The 15397-nt window shown below is 70.3% G+C and carries 14 protein-coding genes; 9 read left to right on the top strand and 5 right to left on the bottom strand.

The window, feature by feature from the left end; genetic code table 11:
* Positions 1 to 75: 75 nt before the first annotated feature.
* The 5 genes from RV986_RS46380 to RV986_RS46400 all read left to right on the top strand — a co-directional run bounded on the left by RV986_RS46380 (position 76) and on the right by RV986_RS46400 (position 6053).
* Positions 76 to 1893, top strand: coding sequence for an ABC transporter family substrate-binding protein (locus RV986_RS46380; RefSeq protein WP_475923110.1), 1818 nt, complete (start codon positions 76 to 78; stop codon positions 1891 to 1893).
* A gap of 96 nt (positions 1894 to 1989) precedes the next feature.
* Positions 1990 to 2976 (top strand): ABC transporter permease, encoded by a 987-nt coding sequence (locus tag RV986_RS46385; RefSeq protein WP_475923111.1) that lies wholly within the window; start codon positions 1990 to 1992, stop codon positions 2974 to 2976.
* A complete protein-coding gene (locus RV986_RS46390; RefSeq protein ID WP_475923112.1) occupies positions 2969 to 3898 on the top strand; it encodes an ABC transporter permease in 930 nt (309 codons plus the stop codon). The genes RV986_RS46385 and RV986_RS46390 overlap by 8 nt, the downstream gene beginning before the upstream one ends.
* Positions 3898 to 4998 (top strand): ABC transporter ATP-binding protein, encoded by a 1101-nt coding sequence (locus RV986_RS46395; protein WP_475923113.1) that lies wholly within the window; start codon positions 3898 to 3900, stop codon positions 4996 to 4998. Before RV986_RS46390 ends, RV986_RS46395 begins: the two co-directional genes overlap by 1 nt.
* Entirely contained in the window at positions 4995 to 6053 is a 1059-nt protein-coding gene (locus RV986_RS46400) for an ABC transporter ATP-binding protein (protein WP_475923114.1), read from the top strand. Before RV986_RS46395 ends, RV986_RS46400 begins: the two co-directional genes overlap by 4 nt.
* Here RV986_RS46400 and RV986_RS46405 read toward each other — a convergent pair.
* On the bottom strand, positions 6026 to 7108 hold the full coding sequence (locus RV986_RS46405; RefSeq protein WP_475923115.1) for a protein kinase family protein: 1083 nt from the start codon (positions 7106 to 7108) through the stop codon (positions 6026 to 6028). The two genes, RV986_RS46400 and RV986_RS46405, sit on opposite strands and share 28 nt — an antisense overlap.
* A gap of 115 nt (positions 7109 to 7223) precedes the next feature.
* The gene (locus RV986_RS46410) at positions 7224 to 8579 is read right to left on the bottom strand and encodes a M20/M25/M40 family metallo-hydrolase (RefSeq protein ID WP_475923116.1); all 1356 of its coding nucleotides are present in this window, start codon (positions 8577 to 8579) and stop codon (positions 7224 to 7226) included.
* A gap of 196 nt (positions 8580 to 8775) precedes the next feature.
* Between RV986_RS46410 and RV986_RS46415 the strand changes: the two genes are divergently transcribed.
* Positions 8776 to 10017 carry a geranylgeranyl reductase family protein gene (locus RV986_RS46415; RefSeq protein WP_475923117.1) on the top strand — a complete coding sequence of 414 codons (1242 nt, stop codon included), beginning with the start codon at positions 8776 to 8778 and terminating at the stop codon, positions 10015 to 10017.
* An 84-nt stretch (positions 10018 to 10101) separates the two neighbouring features.
* Here the strand turns inward: RV986_RS46415 and RV986_RS46420 are convergent, their stop codons facing one another.
* Entirely contained in the window at positions 10102 to 10551 is a 450-nt protein-coding gene (locus RV986_RS46420; RefSeq protein ID WP_475923118.1) for a nitroreductase family deazaflavin-dependent oxidoreductase, read from the bottom strand.
* 204 nt (positions 10552 to 10755) lie between these two features.
* Between RV986_RS46420 and RV986_RS46425 the strand changes: the two genes are divergently transcribed.
* The 3 genes from RV986_RS46425 to RV986_RS46435 all read left to right on the top strand — a co-directional run bounded on the left by RV986_RS46425 (position 10756) and on the right by RV986_RS46435 (position 13560).
* Entirely contained in the window at positions 10756 to 11493 is a 738-nt protein-coding gene (locus RV986_RS46425) for a TetR/AcrR family transcriptional regulator (RefSeq protein WP_475923119.1), read from the top strand.
* A 97-nt stretch (positions 11494 to 11590) separates the two neighbouring features.
* Complete coding sequence (locus tag RV986_RS46430) at positions 11591 to 12898, top strand: sensor histidine kinase (protein ID WP_475923120.1); 1308 nt, start codon at positions 11591 to 11593, stop codon at positions 12896 to 12898.
* The gene (locus RV986_RS46435; RefSeq protein ID WP_475923121.1) at positions 12895 to 13560 is read left to right on the top strand and encodes a response regulator transcription factor; all 666 of its coding nucleotides are present in this window, start codon (positions 12895 to 12897) and stop codon (positions 13558 to 13560) included. The genes RV986_RS46430 and RV986_RS46435 overlap by 4 nt, the downstream gene beginning before the upstream one ends.
* Here the strand turns inward: RV986_RS46435 and RV986_RS46440 are convergent.
* The gene (locus RV986_RS46440; RefSeq protein ID WP_475923122.1) at positions 13521 to 13799 is read right to left on the bottom strand and encodes a DUF6332 family protein; all 279 of its coding nucleotides are present in this window, start codon (positions 13797 to 13799) and stop codon (positions 13521 to 13523) included. The two genes, RV986_RS46435 and RV986_RS46440, sit on opposite strands and share 40 nt — an antisense overlap.
* Positions 13800 to 13915: 116 nt before the next feature.
* Positions 13916 to 15394 (bottom strand): MFS transporter, encoded by a 1479-nt coding sequence (locus RV986_RS46445; protein ID WP_475923123.1) that lies wholly within the window; start codon positions 15392 to 15394, stop codon positions 13916 to 13918.
* Positions 15395 to 15397 lie beyond the last annotated feature (3 nt).

A 15397-nucleotide genomic window follows, 5' to 3' on the forward strand; every position in this document is an offset into this window, starting at 1 on the left:
TGTGCAGCAGCTCACCTCTGTGCGGCCCTGAGCCGCCTCAACAGGACCGGAATCACCGCCGGTCGAAGGAGGGACATGCGCGCGCACTCTTCGGCCCTCACGAAGGGCTTCACGCTCGCCGCCGGGCTCACGCTGGTCCTGGCCGCGTGCAGCAGTGGCGGCGGCGGGGGCGGCTCGAACAAGAGCAGCTCCGCGGGGTTGTCGTCCTGTTCCACGCAGGGCAGGGCGACGACGTGCAACTCGGCCGCGACCAAGTCCGGCGGCACCTTCACCTACACGCTGGAGAAGAACATCCAGCAGTGGAACGTGCAGGACTCCAACGGCAACACCTTCGAGAACGGCGAGGCCCTCGGCGTGGTCCTGCCGTCGGCGTTCGTCCCGCAGCCCGACTTCAGCGTGAAGCTCAACACCGATCTGCTCACCTCGGCGACCCAGACGAGCGCCGGCCCGCAGACCATCGTCTACAAGATCAACCCGAAGGCCGCCTGGAACGACGGCACCCAGATCACCGCCGACGACTTCATCTACTACTGGCGCACCAACGACGGCAAGGACTGTCCGCCACCCCCGGCCGGCGACTCCACCCAGACCAAGGGCTGTCTGCCGCAGAGCACCGCGGGATACGACCGGATCAAGTCGATCGCCGGATCCGACGGCGGCAAGACCGTCACCATGGTGATGTCCAAGCCCTACTCGGACTGGAAGTCCCTGTTCGGCGCGGGCTATCCGCTCTATCCCGCCCATGTCGCCGAGAAGCTGTCCGGTGCCACGGCCGGCGACGCGGCCCATATGACGGCAGCTCAGATGACCCAGGGCTGGCAGTACTTCCAGAAGACCCCGCCCAGCAAGTACGCGACCGCGGCCGCCTACAAGATGCAGGACTGGACGGACAACGACCACGCCACCTTCGTACCCGACCCGAAGTGGTGGGGCGCGCACAAGGCGACCCTGCAGCGGCTGATCTTCAAGGTCATCACGGATGCCACGCAGGAGCCGATCGCGCTCAAGAACAACGAGGTGCAGGGTATCTACCCACAGCCCGAGGTGGACCTGGTCAACCAGATCAAGAGCATCCCGGACGTCACCTACACCATCGGCAGCGGGCTGAACTGGGAGCACTTCGACCTCAACCTGCACAACCCGGTCCTGGGCAAGTACAAGCCCCTGCGTCAGGCGATGTTCACGGCCATCAGCGTCAAGGACATCATGGCCAAGACGGTCCAGCAGTTCGACCCCAACGTGAAGCAGCTCGGCAACCACAACCTCGTGCCGGGTCAGGCCGGTTACCAGGACGTGGTGACGGCGAGCGGGCAGGGCTCCGGCGACCTCACGAAGGCGAAGAAGTACCTCACCGACGCGGAGTTCACCGGTGTGGGCAGCACGCTGAAGGCACCTGACGGCACCGCGGTCGGACCCTTCAACTGCCGCTACACGACCGGCAACGCGATCCGCCAGAGCGAGTGCCAGATCCTGCAGAGCGCGCTGGCCTCCCTCGGCATCAAGGTCACGATCAAGCCGATCGGCGCCGCCGACCTCGGCACGGTGCTCACCGGCCACCAGTACGACATCATCGTCTTCGCCTGGGTGGCCTCGCCGTTCCCCTCCAGCGGTGCCCAGCAGAACTGGGTGACCGGTGGCGGCGGCAACTTCGGCGGCTACAGCAACAAGCAGGTCGACGCACTGGTCTCGCAGGCCGTCGGGGAGACGGACGCGGCGAAGGCAGCCCAACTCCTCAACCAGGCCGACAGCCTGATGGTGCAGGACGCGTACGTACTGCCCCTGTACCAGAAGCCGACCTTCCTCGCGGTGCAGTCCCGGTTCGTCAACATGCGGGACAACGCGACCAACGTGGGTCCGCCGTACAACACCGCCGAATGGGGCCTGAAGAAGTAGCCCCACGGACCGTACGAGTTCCCGCAGCAACCCGGCCCCGGCGTCCGCGCCCGGGGCCGGGCTCCCGCCACCGGACGGCATCCGAGGGAAGGCCGCATGCTCGCCTACACCGTGCGCCGCGTACTCGTCTCCATCCCCGTACTGATCGCCTCCACGTTCATCGTCTTTCTCGTCGTGGTCAACGCGGGCGACCCCGTAGCCAACTTCGCCACCTCACGTCAGCCCGCGCCGAGCAAGGCCGCCGTCGCCGCCTTCGCCCGGCACATCCACGCCGACGAACCCGTCGCCACCCGCTACTGGAACTGGATCACCGGCGTACTGCACGGCGACTTCGGCCCCTCCGTGCAGTCCAACCTGAACATCGGGCACGACCTGGTCACCCGGTTCCGGGTGACCGTCACCCTGGTCGCCGCCGCGATGCTCATCGCCCTGCTGCTCGCCGTGGTCTTCGGGGTGTACAGCGCGATCCGCCAGTACTCGATCTCCGACTACGGCATCACCTTCGTCGGGTTCCTCTTCCTCGCCATGCCCGTGTTCTGGTTCGCCGTGCTGCTCAAGCAGGCCGGGATCTGGGTGAACGAGAAGACCGGCAGCCAGTTCCTGGGCACCATCGGCGAGAAGTCGACGTATCTCGACCACGACACCCTGTGGAACGAGTTCAGCGACCGCGTCGGCCATCTCGTCCTGCCGACCATCACCCTCGCCCTGGTCTCCTTCGCCTCCTGGACCCGCTACACACGTGCCTCGATGCTGGAGGTGCTGGGCAGCGACTACGTACGACTGGCCCGCGCCAAGGGGTTGCGCCGCGGCACCGTCATGACCCGGCACGCCCTGCGCACCGCGCTCATCCCGCTCGCCACCGTGACCGCGCTCGACGTCGCCCAGATCCTCGGCGGCGCCGTGGTCACGGAAACGATCTTCCAGTGGCACGGGATGGGCGAGATGCTCGTCCAGTCGGCCCAGACCGTCGACGTCTACCGCACCATGGCGTGGCTGCTGCTGTCGGCGGTCGTCGTCATCGCGTTCAACCTGATCTCCGACCTGCTGTACGCCGTTCTCGACCCGAGGATCCGGTATGACTGACACCCAGGCGTCCTCGGCACCCGGCGCGTCCGGCGGCGGTGCGGCCCGGACCGAGCACGAGTTCACCGTCAAGGAACGCACCCAGACCCAGCTGATCCTGCGCCGCTTCCTGCGCCACCGGGCGGCCATGACCAGCCTGGTGATCTTCCTGCTCATCGTCGTCTGGGCCTTCGTCGCGCCGCACTTCTGGCACTACTCGTACGGGAGGATGACCCCGGACAACTCCCAGGCACCCTCGGGGAAGCACCCGTTCGGGACCGACTCCACCGGCATCGACGCGTACGCCCAGGTGATGCGCGGCACCCAGACCTCGCTCAAGATCGCCATCATGATCGCCCTCGGCTCGACGGCCGTCGGCGCGGTCTGGGGAGCCATCGCCGGTTTCTACCGCGGCATCGTCGACGCGATCATGATGCGTATCGCCGACCTGGTCCTCACCCTGCCGCTGCTCGCCATCGCCCTGGTGATCTCCTCGCGCAGCGGCGGCTCCTGGTACTGGATCGCCGTCGTCATCGCCGGACTGACCTGGGCGTACGTCTCCCGGGTCGTCAGGTCCACGGTGCTGTCGCTGCGCGAGAAGGAGTTCATCGAGGCGGCCCGCGCGCTGGGCGCCTCCGACACCCGGATCATCTTCCGCCATCTGCTGCCCAACGCACTCGGCCCCGTCATCGTCAACGCGACGGTCCTGGTGGCCACCGGCATCCTCACCGAGACCGCCCTGTCCTTCCTCGGCTTCGGCGTCCAACCCCCCGACACCTCCCTGGGGTTGCTCGTCGCCCAGGCCCAGACGGCCGTCGACACCCGGCCCTGGCTCTTCTACATCCCCGGCGCCTTCATCATCGCGATCGCGCTGACCATCAACTTCATCGGCGACGGGCTGCGCGACGCCTTCGACCCCCGGCAGCAAAGGGTGCGACAGTGATGACGACCGGCGAGGGCGTACAGGCGGGCGGCGCCCTGGACTCCGTACTCGAAGTCGAGGGCCTGAGCGTGGAGTTCCCGACCGAGGACGGTGTCGTACGGGCCGTCCGCGGGGTCGGCTACCGGCTGGAACGCGGCGATTCCCTGGGCATCGTCGGCGAGTCGGGGTCGGGGAAGTCCGTGACCGCGCTCGCCGTGATGGGGCTGCTCCCGGCGACGGCCCGGGTGCGCGGCTCGGTGCGGTTCGAGGGCACGGAACTGCTGGGCCTGTCCGACGCACGACTGTCGGACCTCCGCGGCAGTGGCGTCGCCATGATCTTCCAGGACCCGATGACCTCGCTCAACCCCGTGTACACGGTGGGGTATCAGATAGCCGAAACGCTCCTGCGCCATCAGCCGGACCTGAGCCACCGCGCGGCCCGTGACCGCTCCGTCGAACTGCTCGGCACGGTCGGCATCCCAAGTCCCCAGCGCCGCGTGGACAGTTACCCGCACGAGCTGTCCGGCGGTATGCGCCAGCGCGTCGTCATCGCCATCGCCATGGCCAACGACCCGGATGTGATCATCGCCGACGAGCCGACCACCGCCCTCGACGTCACCGTGCAGGCCCAGATCCTCGACGCCCTGGAGACGGCCCGCTCCGAGACCGGTGCCGCCCTCGTCCTGATCACCCACGACCTCGGGGTCGTCGCCGGGCACACCGACCGGGTCGCCGTCATGTACGCCGGCCGGATCGTGGAGACCGGCTCCGTCGAGGACATCTTCTACACCCCGCGCATGCCCTACACCCTCGGCCTGCTCGGCTCGCTGCCCCGGATGGACCGCGAGGAGGAACGGCTGACCCCCATCACCGGCTCCCCGCCCTCGCTGCTGCATCTGCCGCCCGGCTGTCCGTTCGCGCCGCGCTGTCCGCTGCGGCAGGACGTGTGCGACACCGACGAACCCCCGCTGCGGACGACGGGGCACGACGGTCATCTCAGCGCCTGCCACTTCGCCGACCGGCTCGTCGACACGGGCGCGGGGGATCTCTTCGAGGCGGTCGGCGCGGACTCCGAGGCGCTGGCCCGCTTCGCCGACACGGAGAGCGAGGACACCGTATGAGCGCGCCCCAGCCCCTGGCACCGCTCCCTGGGCACGGCGGCACCGGTGAGCCGGTGCTCCAGGTACGCGACCTCGTCAAGCACTTCCCGGTCATGTCACGCGGAGTCGTACGCCGCCGCGTGGGCGACGTGCACGCCGTCTGCGGAGTCTCCTTCGACCTGCACAAGAACGAAACCCTCGGCCTGGTCGGCGAGTCGGGCTCCGGCAAGACCACCATCGCCCGCACCCTGCTCAACCTGGAGAGCGCCACCTCCGGCCAGGTCCGCTACCAGGGGCGTGAACTGACGGAGTTGGGCAGACGTCAGATGCGGCCCCTGAGACGGGAGTTGCAGATCGTCTTCCAGGACCCGTACGCCTCCCTCGACCCCCGGATCTCGGTGCACGAGATCGTCGCCGAGCCCTTGCGCATTCACGGCCGGTACGGCCCCGGAGCGGGCGACGAGGTGCGCGAGCTGCTCCGCCTGGTCGGTCTCAACCCCGAGCACGGCAACCGCTACGCGCACGAGTTCTCCGGCGGACAGCGTCAACGCATCGGCATCGCCCGCGCGCTGGCGCTGCGCCCCAAGGTCGTCGTGCTCGACGAACCGGTGTCCGCGCTGGACGTGTCCATCCAGGCCGGAGTGCTCAATCTGCTGATGGACCTGCAGAGCGAACTCGGCCTGTCCTTCCTCTTCGTCGCCCACGACCTGTCGGTGATGCGGCATGTCGCCAGGCGGGTGGCGGTCATGTATCTGGGCCGCCTCGTCGAGATCGCCCCGGCCCGGCAGCTCTTCGCCCGCCCCGCCCACCCGTACACCCAGGCCCTCGTCTCGGCCATCCCGCTGCCCGACCCGCGCAAGGAGCGGGCCCGGCGACGCGTCACGGTGGAGGGCGACGTACCGAGCCCCATCCGCCCGCCGAGCGGCTGCCGCTTCCGCACCCGGTGCCCCAGGTTCGCGAACGAACTCACGGAGAGCGAGCGGACCTCGTGCGTGGAGCGGGCGCCGGAGCTGATCGACCGGGGCGGCGGGAACCCGGTCGCCTGTCACTACGCCGAGACGGTCGAACTGCTCTGACTGCTCTGACTGCTCTGAGCGATGCGGCGCAGCTCGTCGGCCGGGTACGGGGTCCGTCGGCTCTCCAGCCGGAGTCTGCGGTTGAAGTCCCCCATCACGGCGGCGAGGGGCGCGTGGCGGGTGAGTAGGGCGGCGGCGGTCGGAGGGATGTCCCGGGGGCGCTCGCCTTCGGCGCAGGCGCGCACGAAGGCCTCTCGCTCGTCCCTCCCGTACCCGTAGAGGGCGGTGGCCAGCCAGTTCACCAGGTACGTCATCGTGTAGGACCGGTCGTAGTTCTCGTGCTGGGCGAAGAACTCGCGCTCCTGGCCGGAGAGGTGGAAACGCGAGGACAGCGCGAGGCCGAAGTCCGCGAAGTACAGGCGCCGGCCATCGGTGAGGATGTTCTCGAAGTGCGCGTCGAAGTGCAGGAGTCCGCGCGCGTTCATGAAGGAGACGCCGTCCCTGAGCCCCCGCTCCACCAGGGACACCGCCTGCTCGTCGTCCCGCACCCGGGCGCCCAGCCAGTCGTGGAGGTTGTGCGGGAGGTACTCCAGGAACAGCGCGACACACGCCGAGGCGTCGCGCAGGGACTCGATCCGACGGCGCACCTGCGCCGAGTCCCCCCAGTAGGCCACGGCCCGCTCCACATCGGCCAGTTCCTCGGGCAGCGGCTGTACCTCGTCCGGCAGCACCCGCCGGTGGTACATCAGCGGGAAGCCCTCGAACCGGTCCGCCAGCACCCAGTTGGTGGTCATCGTGTGCACGGCGAGCTCGCGCCAGGTTCCGAAGCCGGGCCCTCCGATGCCGTACTGGCAGAACATCGGCAGACCGAAGAGGTTCGCCGTGGACCGCAGGTTCTCCGGCAGCGACTCGGCGTCGGTGAGCGGCACCCGCTTCACGAAGACGGGAGTGCCGTCGACCTCCAGGAGCGCCGATCTGCCCCCGATGCCCCGGCCGAGCGGTGCCGCGGCGTCGACGAGCTCCGCCAGTTCACGATCACTGCACAGCGCCAACGCCGTGGAGACGTCATCGTGCGCCTTGAGGCGTAACACGCGCACCGGGTCAGGGGTGTTCATTGCGTCAAGCTACCTCCAACGGCACACGGCTGGCGGTTTCGGGACTTCACCGCCTACGACGGCTGCGTCCAGGGCCCGCGCCCCGCAGCGGGGCCCTCTGCTCCCGGCGGAGCTGTCAGCTCGCCGCGTACTTCTGGAGGAACAGCGCCTCGGTGACCGACAGGCGCTCCAACTCCTCGGGGGAGACGCTCTCGTTCACCGCGTGGATCTGCGCCTCCGGCTCGCTCAGGCCGATGAGGAGGATCTCCGCCTGCGGGTACAGCGAGGCGAGGGTGTTGCACAGCGGGATGGAGCCGCCCTGGCCCGCGGACTGCATCTCCTCGCCCGGGTAGGCGACCGCCATGGCCTCGGCCATCGCCGTGTACGCCGGACTGGAGGTGTCGGCGCGGAACGGCTGGCCCTGACCGATCGGCTCGGTGCTCACCCGCGCGCCCCACGGAGTGTGCGCCTCCAGATGGGCCGCCAGCAGCTTGGTCGCCTCGGCCGCGTCCACGCCCGGCGGCACCCGCAGGCTCACCAGCGCGCGGGCGCCCGCCTGCACGGACGGGGTGGCGCCGACGACCGGCGGGCAGTCGATCCCGAGCACGGTGACGGCCGGACGCGCCCAGATACGGTCGGCGACCGTGCCGGAGCCGATCAGCTCGACCCCGTCCAGCACCTTGGCGTCCTTGCGGAACGCCGCCTCCTCGTACTGCAGCCCCTCCCAGCGCGCGTCCCCGGTCAGCCCGTCGATCGTCGTCGAACCGTCCTCGGCGCGCAGCGAGTCCAGTACGCGGATCAGCGCGCCCAGCGCGTCGGGCGCCGCCCCGCCGAACTGGCCCGAGTGCAGATTGCCTTCCAGCGTGTCGATCCGCACCCGTACGAGCGTCATCCCGCGCAGGGTCGAGGTGACCGTCGGCAGGCCGAGCCGGAAGTTGCCGACGTCGCCGATCACGATGGTGTCCGCGGTCAGCAGCTCCGGGTGCTCCTCGGCGTACCGCTCCAGACCGCCCGTGCCCTGCTCCTCCGAGCCCTCGACGATCACCTTGACGCTCACCGGAACGCCACCGTTCGCCTTCAGCGCACGCAGCGCGAGCAGGTGCATGATGAAGCCGCCCTTGCAGTCGGCGGCCCCGCGCCCGTACCAGCGGCCGCCGCGCTCGGTCAGCTCGAACGGCGGAGTGGTCCAGGCCGCCTCGTCCAGCGGCGGCTGCACGTCGTAGTGCGCGTACAGCAGAACGGTCTTGGCGCCCTCGGGCCCGGGCAGATGGCCGTACACCGACTGCGTCCCGTCCGGGGTGTCGAGCAGCGCCACGTCCTGGAATCCCTCGGCGCGCAGCGCGTCGGCGACCCAGTTCGCGGCATTCTCGCTCTCACTCCTGGGGAACTGGTCGAAGTCCGCCACCGACCGGAAGGCCACCAGCTCGGTGAGCTCCGCCTGCGCCCTGGGCATCAGCGAGGCGACGGTCTCGGCGACCGGATTCGACGACATGGGCACGCTCCTCGTAGGTGCGACGTTGTACTTCTGTGTACAGGTGATCGGGCGATTGATCGGGCGATGCGCACGCACGTACTGGTGTGCAGGGCGCATACGCCCCCGATCCTCCCACAGCGGTCTGCGGCGATGCCCGCCGTAGGATGCTCGGGACAGGTGCGGCAGACGGCTGGACTGGGAGCAGTAGACCATCGTGAGCAGCGAGAACTCTTCGGCGGACGACGAACAGCGGGTATGGGACGTCGTCGTGGTCGGCGCGGGGCCGGCGGGCGCCTCGGCCGCCTATGCGGCAGCGGTCGCGGGACGCAGCGTCCTGCTGCTGGAGAAGGCGGAGCTGCCCCGCTACAAGACGTGTGGCGGCGGCATCGTCGGCCCCTCGCGCGACGCCCTGCCACCCGGCTTCGAGCTGCCGCTCAAGGACCGGGTGCACGCGGTCACGTTCTCGCTCGACGGCAAGTTCACCCGCACCCGGCGCTCCAAGCAGATGCTGTTCGGGCTGATCAACCGGCCCGAGTTCGACCAGCAGCTCGTCGAGCACGCGCAGAAGGCGGGCGCCGAACTGCGCACCGGCGTCACGGTCTCGCGGGTCGAACAGCACGGGTCCGCCGTGCCCGACCGGCGCACCGTCGCCGTCGTCCTGCAGGGCGGCGAGACGGTGCTGGCGCGGGCGGTCGTCGGCGCCGACGGCAGCGCCAGCCGGATAGGGGCGCACGTCGGAGTGAAGATCGATCAGGTCGACCTGGGCCTGGAGGCCGAGATCCCGGTGCCGGAGACCGTCGCCGAGGACTGGCAGGGGCGGGTCCTCATCGACTGGGGTCCCATGCCCGGCAGTTACGGCTGGGTGTTTCCCAAGGGCGACACGCTCACCGTCGGCGTGATCTCCGCGCGCGGTGAAGGCGCCGCCACCAAGCGGTACTTGGAGGACTTCATCGCCCGGCTCGGCCTCGCCGGGTTCGAGCCGAGCATCTCCTCCGGCCACCTGACGCGCTGCCGCGCCGACGACTCGCCGCTCTCCCGGGGGCGGGTGCTGGTCTGCGGTGACGCGGCCGGGCTGCTCGAACCCTGGACCCGCGAGGGCATCTCCTTCGCGCTGCGCTCCGGCCGGCTCGCGGGGGAGTGGGCGGTACGGATCGCCGAGGCGCACGACGCGGTGGACACCCGGCGTCAGGCGCTCAACTACGCCTTCGCCATCAAGGCCGGGCTCGGCGTCGAGATGAGCGTCGGCAAGCGCATGCTCACCGCCTTCGAGCGCAGGCCGGGCATGCTGCACGCGGTCATCACCGGCTTCCGGCCGGCCTGGAAGGCGTTCGCCGGGATCACCCGCGGTTCGACCACGCTGGGCGAGCTCGTACGGTCCCACCCGCTGGCCGGGCGCGCCCTGACCGCGCTCGACAGGCGACCCGCGGTCAGTGAGGTGACCGCGGCCGAGGAATGACCTGGGCCGAGGAGTGACCTGGGCCGAGGAGTGACCTGGGCCGAGGTGTGGGCCGCGGTCGACCGCTCGGTCGGTCGGCGGCGGTCAGCTCTCGACCGTGATCCGGAAGACCGGGTGGTCGGGGGCGATGCGCCGCAGCTCCTCGGGGGACGAATCGGGGCCGACCCCGGCGAAGAACACACCGACCTCGGCCTTCCAGCGCTTGAGGTAGGCGCGCAGCAGCGGGACCTTGTCGTCGTCGCCGATCTCGGTCGCGGTGAACACGTCCACCTTCTTGCCGAGGTGCAGCTCACCGCCTCCCGCGGCCCGCATGTTGTGCGTCCACTGGACGTGACCGCGGGGGGCGACCAGGTACTGCCGCCCGTCGACGGTGAGCAGATTGACCGGAGTTGTGCGCCACGCGCCGCTCTTGCGGCCGCGGACGGCCAGGACCCGGGAACCCCAGACGCTGATGCCGCGGCGGGTCATCCAGGCCACGGAGCGATTGAGGATGTGGACGGTGAACCAGCCGGGCTTCTGGACGTGTGTGGACATGGTGACCCCCATCGGTTGAGAGAGCGCTGCTCATTGGGGAGAGCGCTGCTCCTGTTTGTGAGCACTGCTCTCGCTTGAGAGCAGTCTGCACGGAAGCGGCGCTCCAAAGCAAGAGCAGTGCTCTCGATTTGGTGCGCCGCTCACTTTTGTGTGCACCGATCTCGTTTGTGTGCACTGCTCTGAAAACGTGGCACACTGCCCCGCATGAGTACCGCACGAGGGGCACGTGCCCGCGCCAGGATCGAGGTCACCGCGGCCATCAAGGACGAGGCGCGCAGACAGCTCGCCGCGGACGGCGCCGCCAAGCTCTCGCTGCGAGCCGTCGCCCGCGAGCTCGGCATGGTCTCCTCCGCGCTCTACCGCTACTTCCCCAGCCGGGACGACCTGCTGACCGCACTCATCATCGACGCCTACAACTCCCTGGGCGAGAGCGCGGAGGCGGCGCACGCCGAGGTCGCGGACGCCGGGCCGCGCGAGCGCTGGACATCGGTGGGCATGGCGGCGCGTCGCTGGGCGCTGGAGCATCCGCACGAGTACGCGCTCATCTACGGCTCGCCCGTGCCCGGCTACATCGCGCCGGATACGACGATCCCGGCAGCCTCCCGGGTGGGACTGCTCCTGGTGGGCATCGTCCGTGACGCGTACCGGGGCAAGGGACTGGCCCGTACCCCGCTGTCGGCCGGGCTGAAGGCCGAGGCGCAGCGGATGGCCGCCGACCTCGCCCCCGATCTCCCGCCCGAGGTGGTCACGGCGCTCGTGGCCGCCTGGGCCCAGCTCTTCGGGCTGATCGGCTTCGAGCTCTTCGGGCAGTTCAACCGGCTCGTGGAGGACCGTGAGCCGTTCTTCCGGCAGGCGGTGGACCAACTCGCCCACGGTGTGGGCCTGGTGTTCCCCGAGCCGACCGGGACCGTGGGCGGCGGAGGCGGCGGGTCCGGATCCTGACCCGCGGTACGGCCGTGGAGGTACTCCGGGGGGAGTACGCGTGATCACCTCGTTCGGCTGACGCCCGGGGCGGCCCGTGACGTCTAGCGTGACCGTCATGGAAGAGCAGCGAACTCCCAGGTCCCCGGCTTGGGGCGGGACGCCGCCGTGGTGGCGGCACGGGCCACCGGGGTGGCACCGCTGGGACGGCGAGAAGCACGGCGAGGGGCAGGGTGAGAGGCAGGGCGCGGGGCACGGCGCGGGGCAGGGTGAACGCGAGCGCGGTGACCGGTGGCCGTGGCGCTCCACCCTGCTGCTGACCGTCTTCGTGCTCGTCGGCTCGCAGTTCGCCGCGCACGCCCAGGCCGGCGAACACGCGCCCCTGGACTTCCTCGCGAGGGCGTTGCTGATCGCCGGCACCGGCCTGCTGCTGTGGCGGCAGCGGTACCCGGTGTTCGTCGCCTTCGGGACGGCCGCGACGGCGCTGGTGTATCTGGCTGCCGGGTACGGGTACGGGCCTGTCTTCGTCACCGTGGCCGCCGGCTGCTTCGGTGCGGTCGTCGCCGGGCACCGCAGGGCCGCCTGGACGGCCGTCGCCATGCTCTGGGCCGGCCATCTGCTGATCGGGCACTGGCTCTACCGCCGGCTGCCGCCCACGGGGGACCGGGCCGCCTCCTGGAACCAGGAGCTCGCCATCGTCACCTGGGTGGTGGTGATCGTGGTGGTCTCGGAGCTGGCTCGGGTACGCCGGGAGCAGTGGGCCCGCGACCGTGCCGAGCGTGCGCGGGCCGCCGCCCGCCGCGCCGACGAGGAACGGCTGCGGATCGCCCGCGAGCTGCACGACGTCCTCGCCCACAGCATCTCGGTGATCAACGTCCAGGCGGGCGTCGGTCTCGCGCTCCTCGACTCCGACCCCGAGCAGGCCCGCACGGCACTCACCACCATCAAGGAGGCCAGCAAGGAGGCGCTCGGCGAGGTCCGGCAGGTGCTCGACACACTCCGTACGCCGGGGGAGGCGCCGCGTGCTCCGGCGCCCGGGCTCGACCGGCTTCCGGAACTCGTCGAGCAGGCGGCGAGCGCGGGTCTGACGGTCGAGATCGAGAGCCCGGGCGGCCCCCCGAAGCTGCCGCCGGGTACCGACCTCGCCGCGTTCCGCATCGTCCAGGAGGCGCTCACCAATGTCGTACGGCATTCGGGGTCGCGGCACGCGCGCGTGCGGCTCGATGCCGCGCAGGGCGTGCTGCGGCTGCGGATCGACGACGACGGGCCCGCGGTCGGCGTCGACGCGGGCGGCAGCGGCAACGGGCTGGCCGGAATGCGGGAGCGGGCCGCGGCCCTCGGTGGCACCATCGAGGCGGGCCCGCGCGACGACGGAGGGTTCCGGGTGCTGGCCGTGCTCCCACTGAGGCTCAAGGAGGACCGGTGATCCGCGTATTGCTCGCCGACGACCAGTCGCTGGTCCGGGCAGGCTTCAAGGCGCTGCTCGACGCGCAGCCGGATCTGGAGGTGACCGGCGAGGCGGCCGACGGCGAGGAGGCGCTGCGCAAGGTACGGGAACTGCGCCCGGACGTCGTCCTGATGGACATCCGCATGCCCCTGCTCGACGGCCTCGCCGCGACCCGCCGTCTCACCGAGCAGCCGGACCTGAAGGAGGTCAAGGTGGTCATGCTCACCACCTTCGAGCTCGACGAGTACGTCTTCGAGGCGATCCGCTGCGGTGCGTCCGGCTTCCTCGTCAAGGACACCGAGCCGGACGAACTCCTGCGCGCGGTAAGGGCGGTGGTCGGGGGCGACGCGCTGCTGTCACCGGGGGTGACGCGCCGGCTGATCTCCGAGTTCGCGGCCCGCTCCAAGGAGCCCGCGGCCGCCGAGTCGCTCGCCCGGCTCACCGAACGGGAGCGGGAGGTGATGGCCCTGGTCGGGATCGGTCTGTCCAACGACGAGATCGCGCGGCGCCTTGTCGTCAGCCCGCTCACCGCCAAGACCCACGTCAGCCGGACCATGGTGAAGCTGGGCGCGCGTGACCGGGCCCAACTGGTGGTGCTGGCCTACGAGTCGGGGTTGGTGCGGCCGGGGTGGCTCGGGTGAGCGCCGGCCGCGCGGCCGAAGCGGACGAGCACCGTGACCACGCGTACCGCGAAGAGTGCGGTGGCCAGCAGCACCCCTGAGGTGATCAGGCACTTTTCGAGGGAGAACGGTAGATCGAAGAGCAGCGCGGGACCGGCTACGGCACCCAGTGCGAGGGCCGCCGCGAAGGCCGCGCTGAACAGCGCGTACCCGATCTCCACCGTCATCGCGTCCCGGTGCGCCTGCGTACGTATCCCCATGCGGCGAGTGTGTCATGGGAGCGCGCCCAGCAGGCAGGGTGCTGCCCGCCGGGCGCGTCGGTTGGACGGGGTCGGTTGGAGTGGGATCGGTTCGAGCGGGGGCGGTTCGAGCGGGATCAGTCGCGGACGGCGACCCGGCGCTCCTCGGTCTCGGGTACGGACCTGGCGACCACCGTCGACTCCCGCGGACGCCGGGTCCGCAGGCCCGGCAGTGTGATCAGCAGCCCCGCCAGGGCTATGCCCGTCACCACGAGCAGGCCGGCCCGGTAGCTGTCGAGGACGTCCTGCGGGGAGGAGCCCGCCGAGGAGTTCGCGGTCACGACCGCGGTCACGACGGCGAGGAAGAGGGCGCCGCCCACCTGGACCGAGGTGTTGAGCAGACCCGAGACCATGCCCTGTTCGTGGTCGTCGACACCGTTGGTGGCCTGGATGTTGAGCGAGGGGAAGATCAGCGCGCAGGCCGCTCCGATCAGCAGCATCGTCGGCAGGATCACGGACGCGTACACCGGATCGAGGCTGACGCGTAGGAACAGCGCGTAGCCGACGACCATCAGGACGAAGCCCACCGCGATCAGCCGCGGGGTCCCGAAGCGGTCGACGACGGCACCGACCTTCGTCGAGGAGAGCGCGACCAGCGCGCCGGCGGGCAGGAAGGCGAGCGCGGTGTGCAGGGCCGACCAGCCGAGCAGCGACTGCATGTACAACGTCACCAGGAACTGGAATCCGACGTACGAACCGAAGAAGGCCATCGCGCCGAGTTGCGCGCGGATCTGGCTGCCGGAGCGGAGCACGCCGAGCCGGATCAGCGGTCCCGCCGAGCGCCGTTCGACGCGCACGAACACGGTGAGCAGGACGGCCACGGCGAGGAAGGACAGGAGCGTACGGGTCGAGGCCCAGCCGGCCTGTGGGGCCTCGACGACGGTGAACACGAGCAACAGCATCGACGCCGTGCCGAGGACGGCGCCCGGGATGTCGTACCCGTTGTGGTCCTTCTCGCGTGCGCTGCGCGGGAGGAGCTTCAGGCCGACGAGCAGGGCGAGCAGCGCGATGGGCGCGGGCAGCAGCATGGTGAGGCGCCAACTGGCCTCGGTGAGCAGGCCGGACAGTACGAGGCCCATCGAGAAGCCGGTGGCCGCGCAGGTGGTGTAGATCGACAGGGCGCGGTTGCGCAGCGGGCCCTCGGCGAAGGTCGTGGTGATGATCGACAGGCCCGCCGGTGCGGTGAACGCCGCGCTCAGGCCCTTGATGAAGCGGCTGGCGATCAGCAGCGGGCCCGAGTCGACGAGTCCGCCGAGCAGTGAGGCGAGCGCGAAGACGCCCAGGGCCACCAGGAAGACCTGGCGGCGGCCCAGCAGGTCGGCGGTGCGGCCGCCGAGGAGGAGCAGTCCGCCGTATCCCAGGATGTAGCCGCTGACGATCCATTGCAGCGTCGAGGTGGAGAGGTCGAGTTCGGAGCCGATGGACGGCAGGGCGACGCCGACCATCGACACGTCCAGCGCGTCCAGGAACATCGCGGCGCAGAGCACCAGCAGGGTGCCCCACAGCCGTGGGGTCCAGCGTCCCTCGGGCGTGGGGGTGGTGAGCGGAGAGGTCATGCG

The sequence above is a fragment of the Streptomyces sp. RLA012 genome (assembly GCF_056270325.1).

Excerpts from the sequence above, each read along its gene's own strand:
- RV986_RS46380 (WP_475923110.1), top strand. The coding sequence starts at position 76 with ATGCGCGCGCACTCTTCGGCCCTCACGAAGGGCTTCACGCTCGCCGCC.
- RV986_RS46385 (WP_475923111.1), top strand. The coding sequence starts at position 1,990 with ATGCTCGCCTACACCGTGCGCCGCGTACTCGTCTCCATCCCCGTACTG.
- RV986_RS46390 (WP_475923112.1), top strand. The coding sequence starts at position 2,969 with ATGACTGACACCCAGGCGTCCTCGGCACCCGGCGCGTCCGGCGGCGGT.
- RV986_RS46395 (WP_475923113.1), top strand. The coding sequence starts at position 3,898 with ATGACGACCGGCGAGGGCGTACAGGCGGGCGGCGCCCTGGACTCCGTA.
- RV986_RS46400 (WP_475923114.1), top strand. The coding sequence starts at position 4,995 with ATGAGCGCGCCCCAGCCCCTGGCACCGCTCCCTGGGCACGGCGGCACC.
- RV986_RS46405 (WP_475923115.1), bottom strand. The coding sequence starts at position 7,108 with ATGAACACCCCTGACCCGGTGCGCGTGTTACGCCTCAAGGCGCACGAT.
- RV986_RS46410 (WP_475923116.1), bottom strand. The coding sequence starts at position 8,579 with ATGTCGTCGAATCCGGTCGCCGAGACCGTCGCCTCGCTGATGCCCAGG.
- RV986_RS46420 (WP_475923118.1), bottom strand. The coding sequence starts at position 10,551 with ATGTCCACACACGTCCAGAAGCCCGGCTGGTTCACCGTCCACATCCTC.
- RV986_RS46425 (WP_475923119.1), top strand. The coding sequence starts at position 10,756 with ATGAGTACCGCACGAGGGGCACGTGCCCGCGCCAGGATCGAGGTCACC.
- RV986_RS46430 (WP_475923120.1), top strand. The coding sequence starts at position 11,591 with ATGGAAGAGCAGCGAACTCCCAGGTCCCCGGCTTGGGGCGGGACGCCG.
- RV986_RS46440 (WP_475923122.1), bottom strand. The coding sequence starts at position 13,799 with ATGGGGATACGTACGCAGGCGCACCGGGACGCGATGACGGTGGAGATC.
- RV986_RS46445 (WP_475923123.1), bottom strand. The coding sequence starts at position 15,394 with ATGACCTCTCCGCTCACCACCCCCACGCCCGAGGGACGCTGGACCCCA.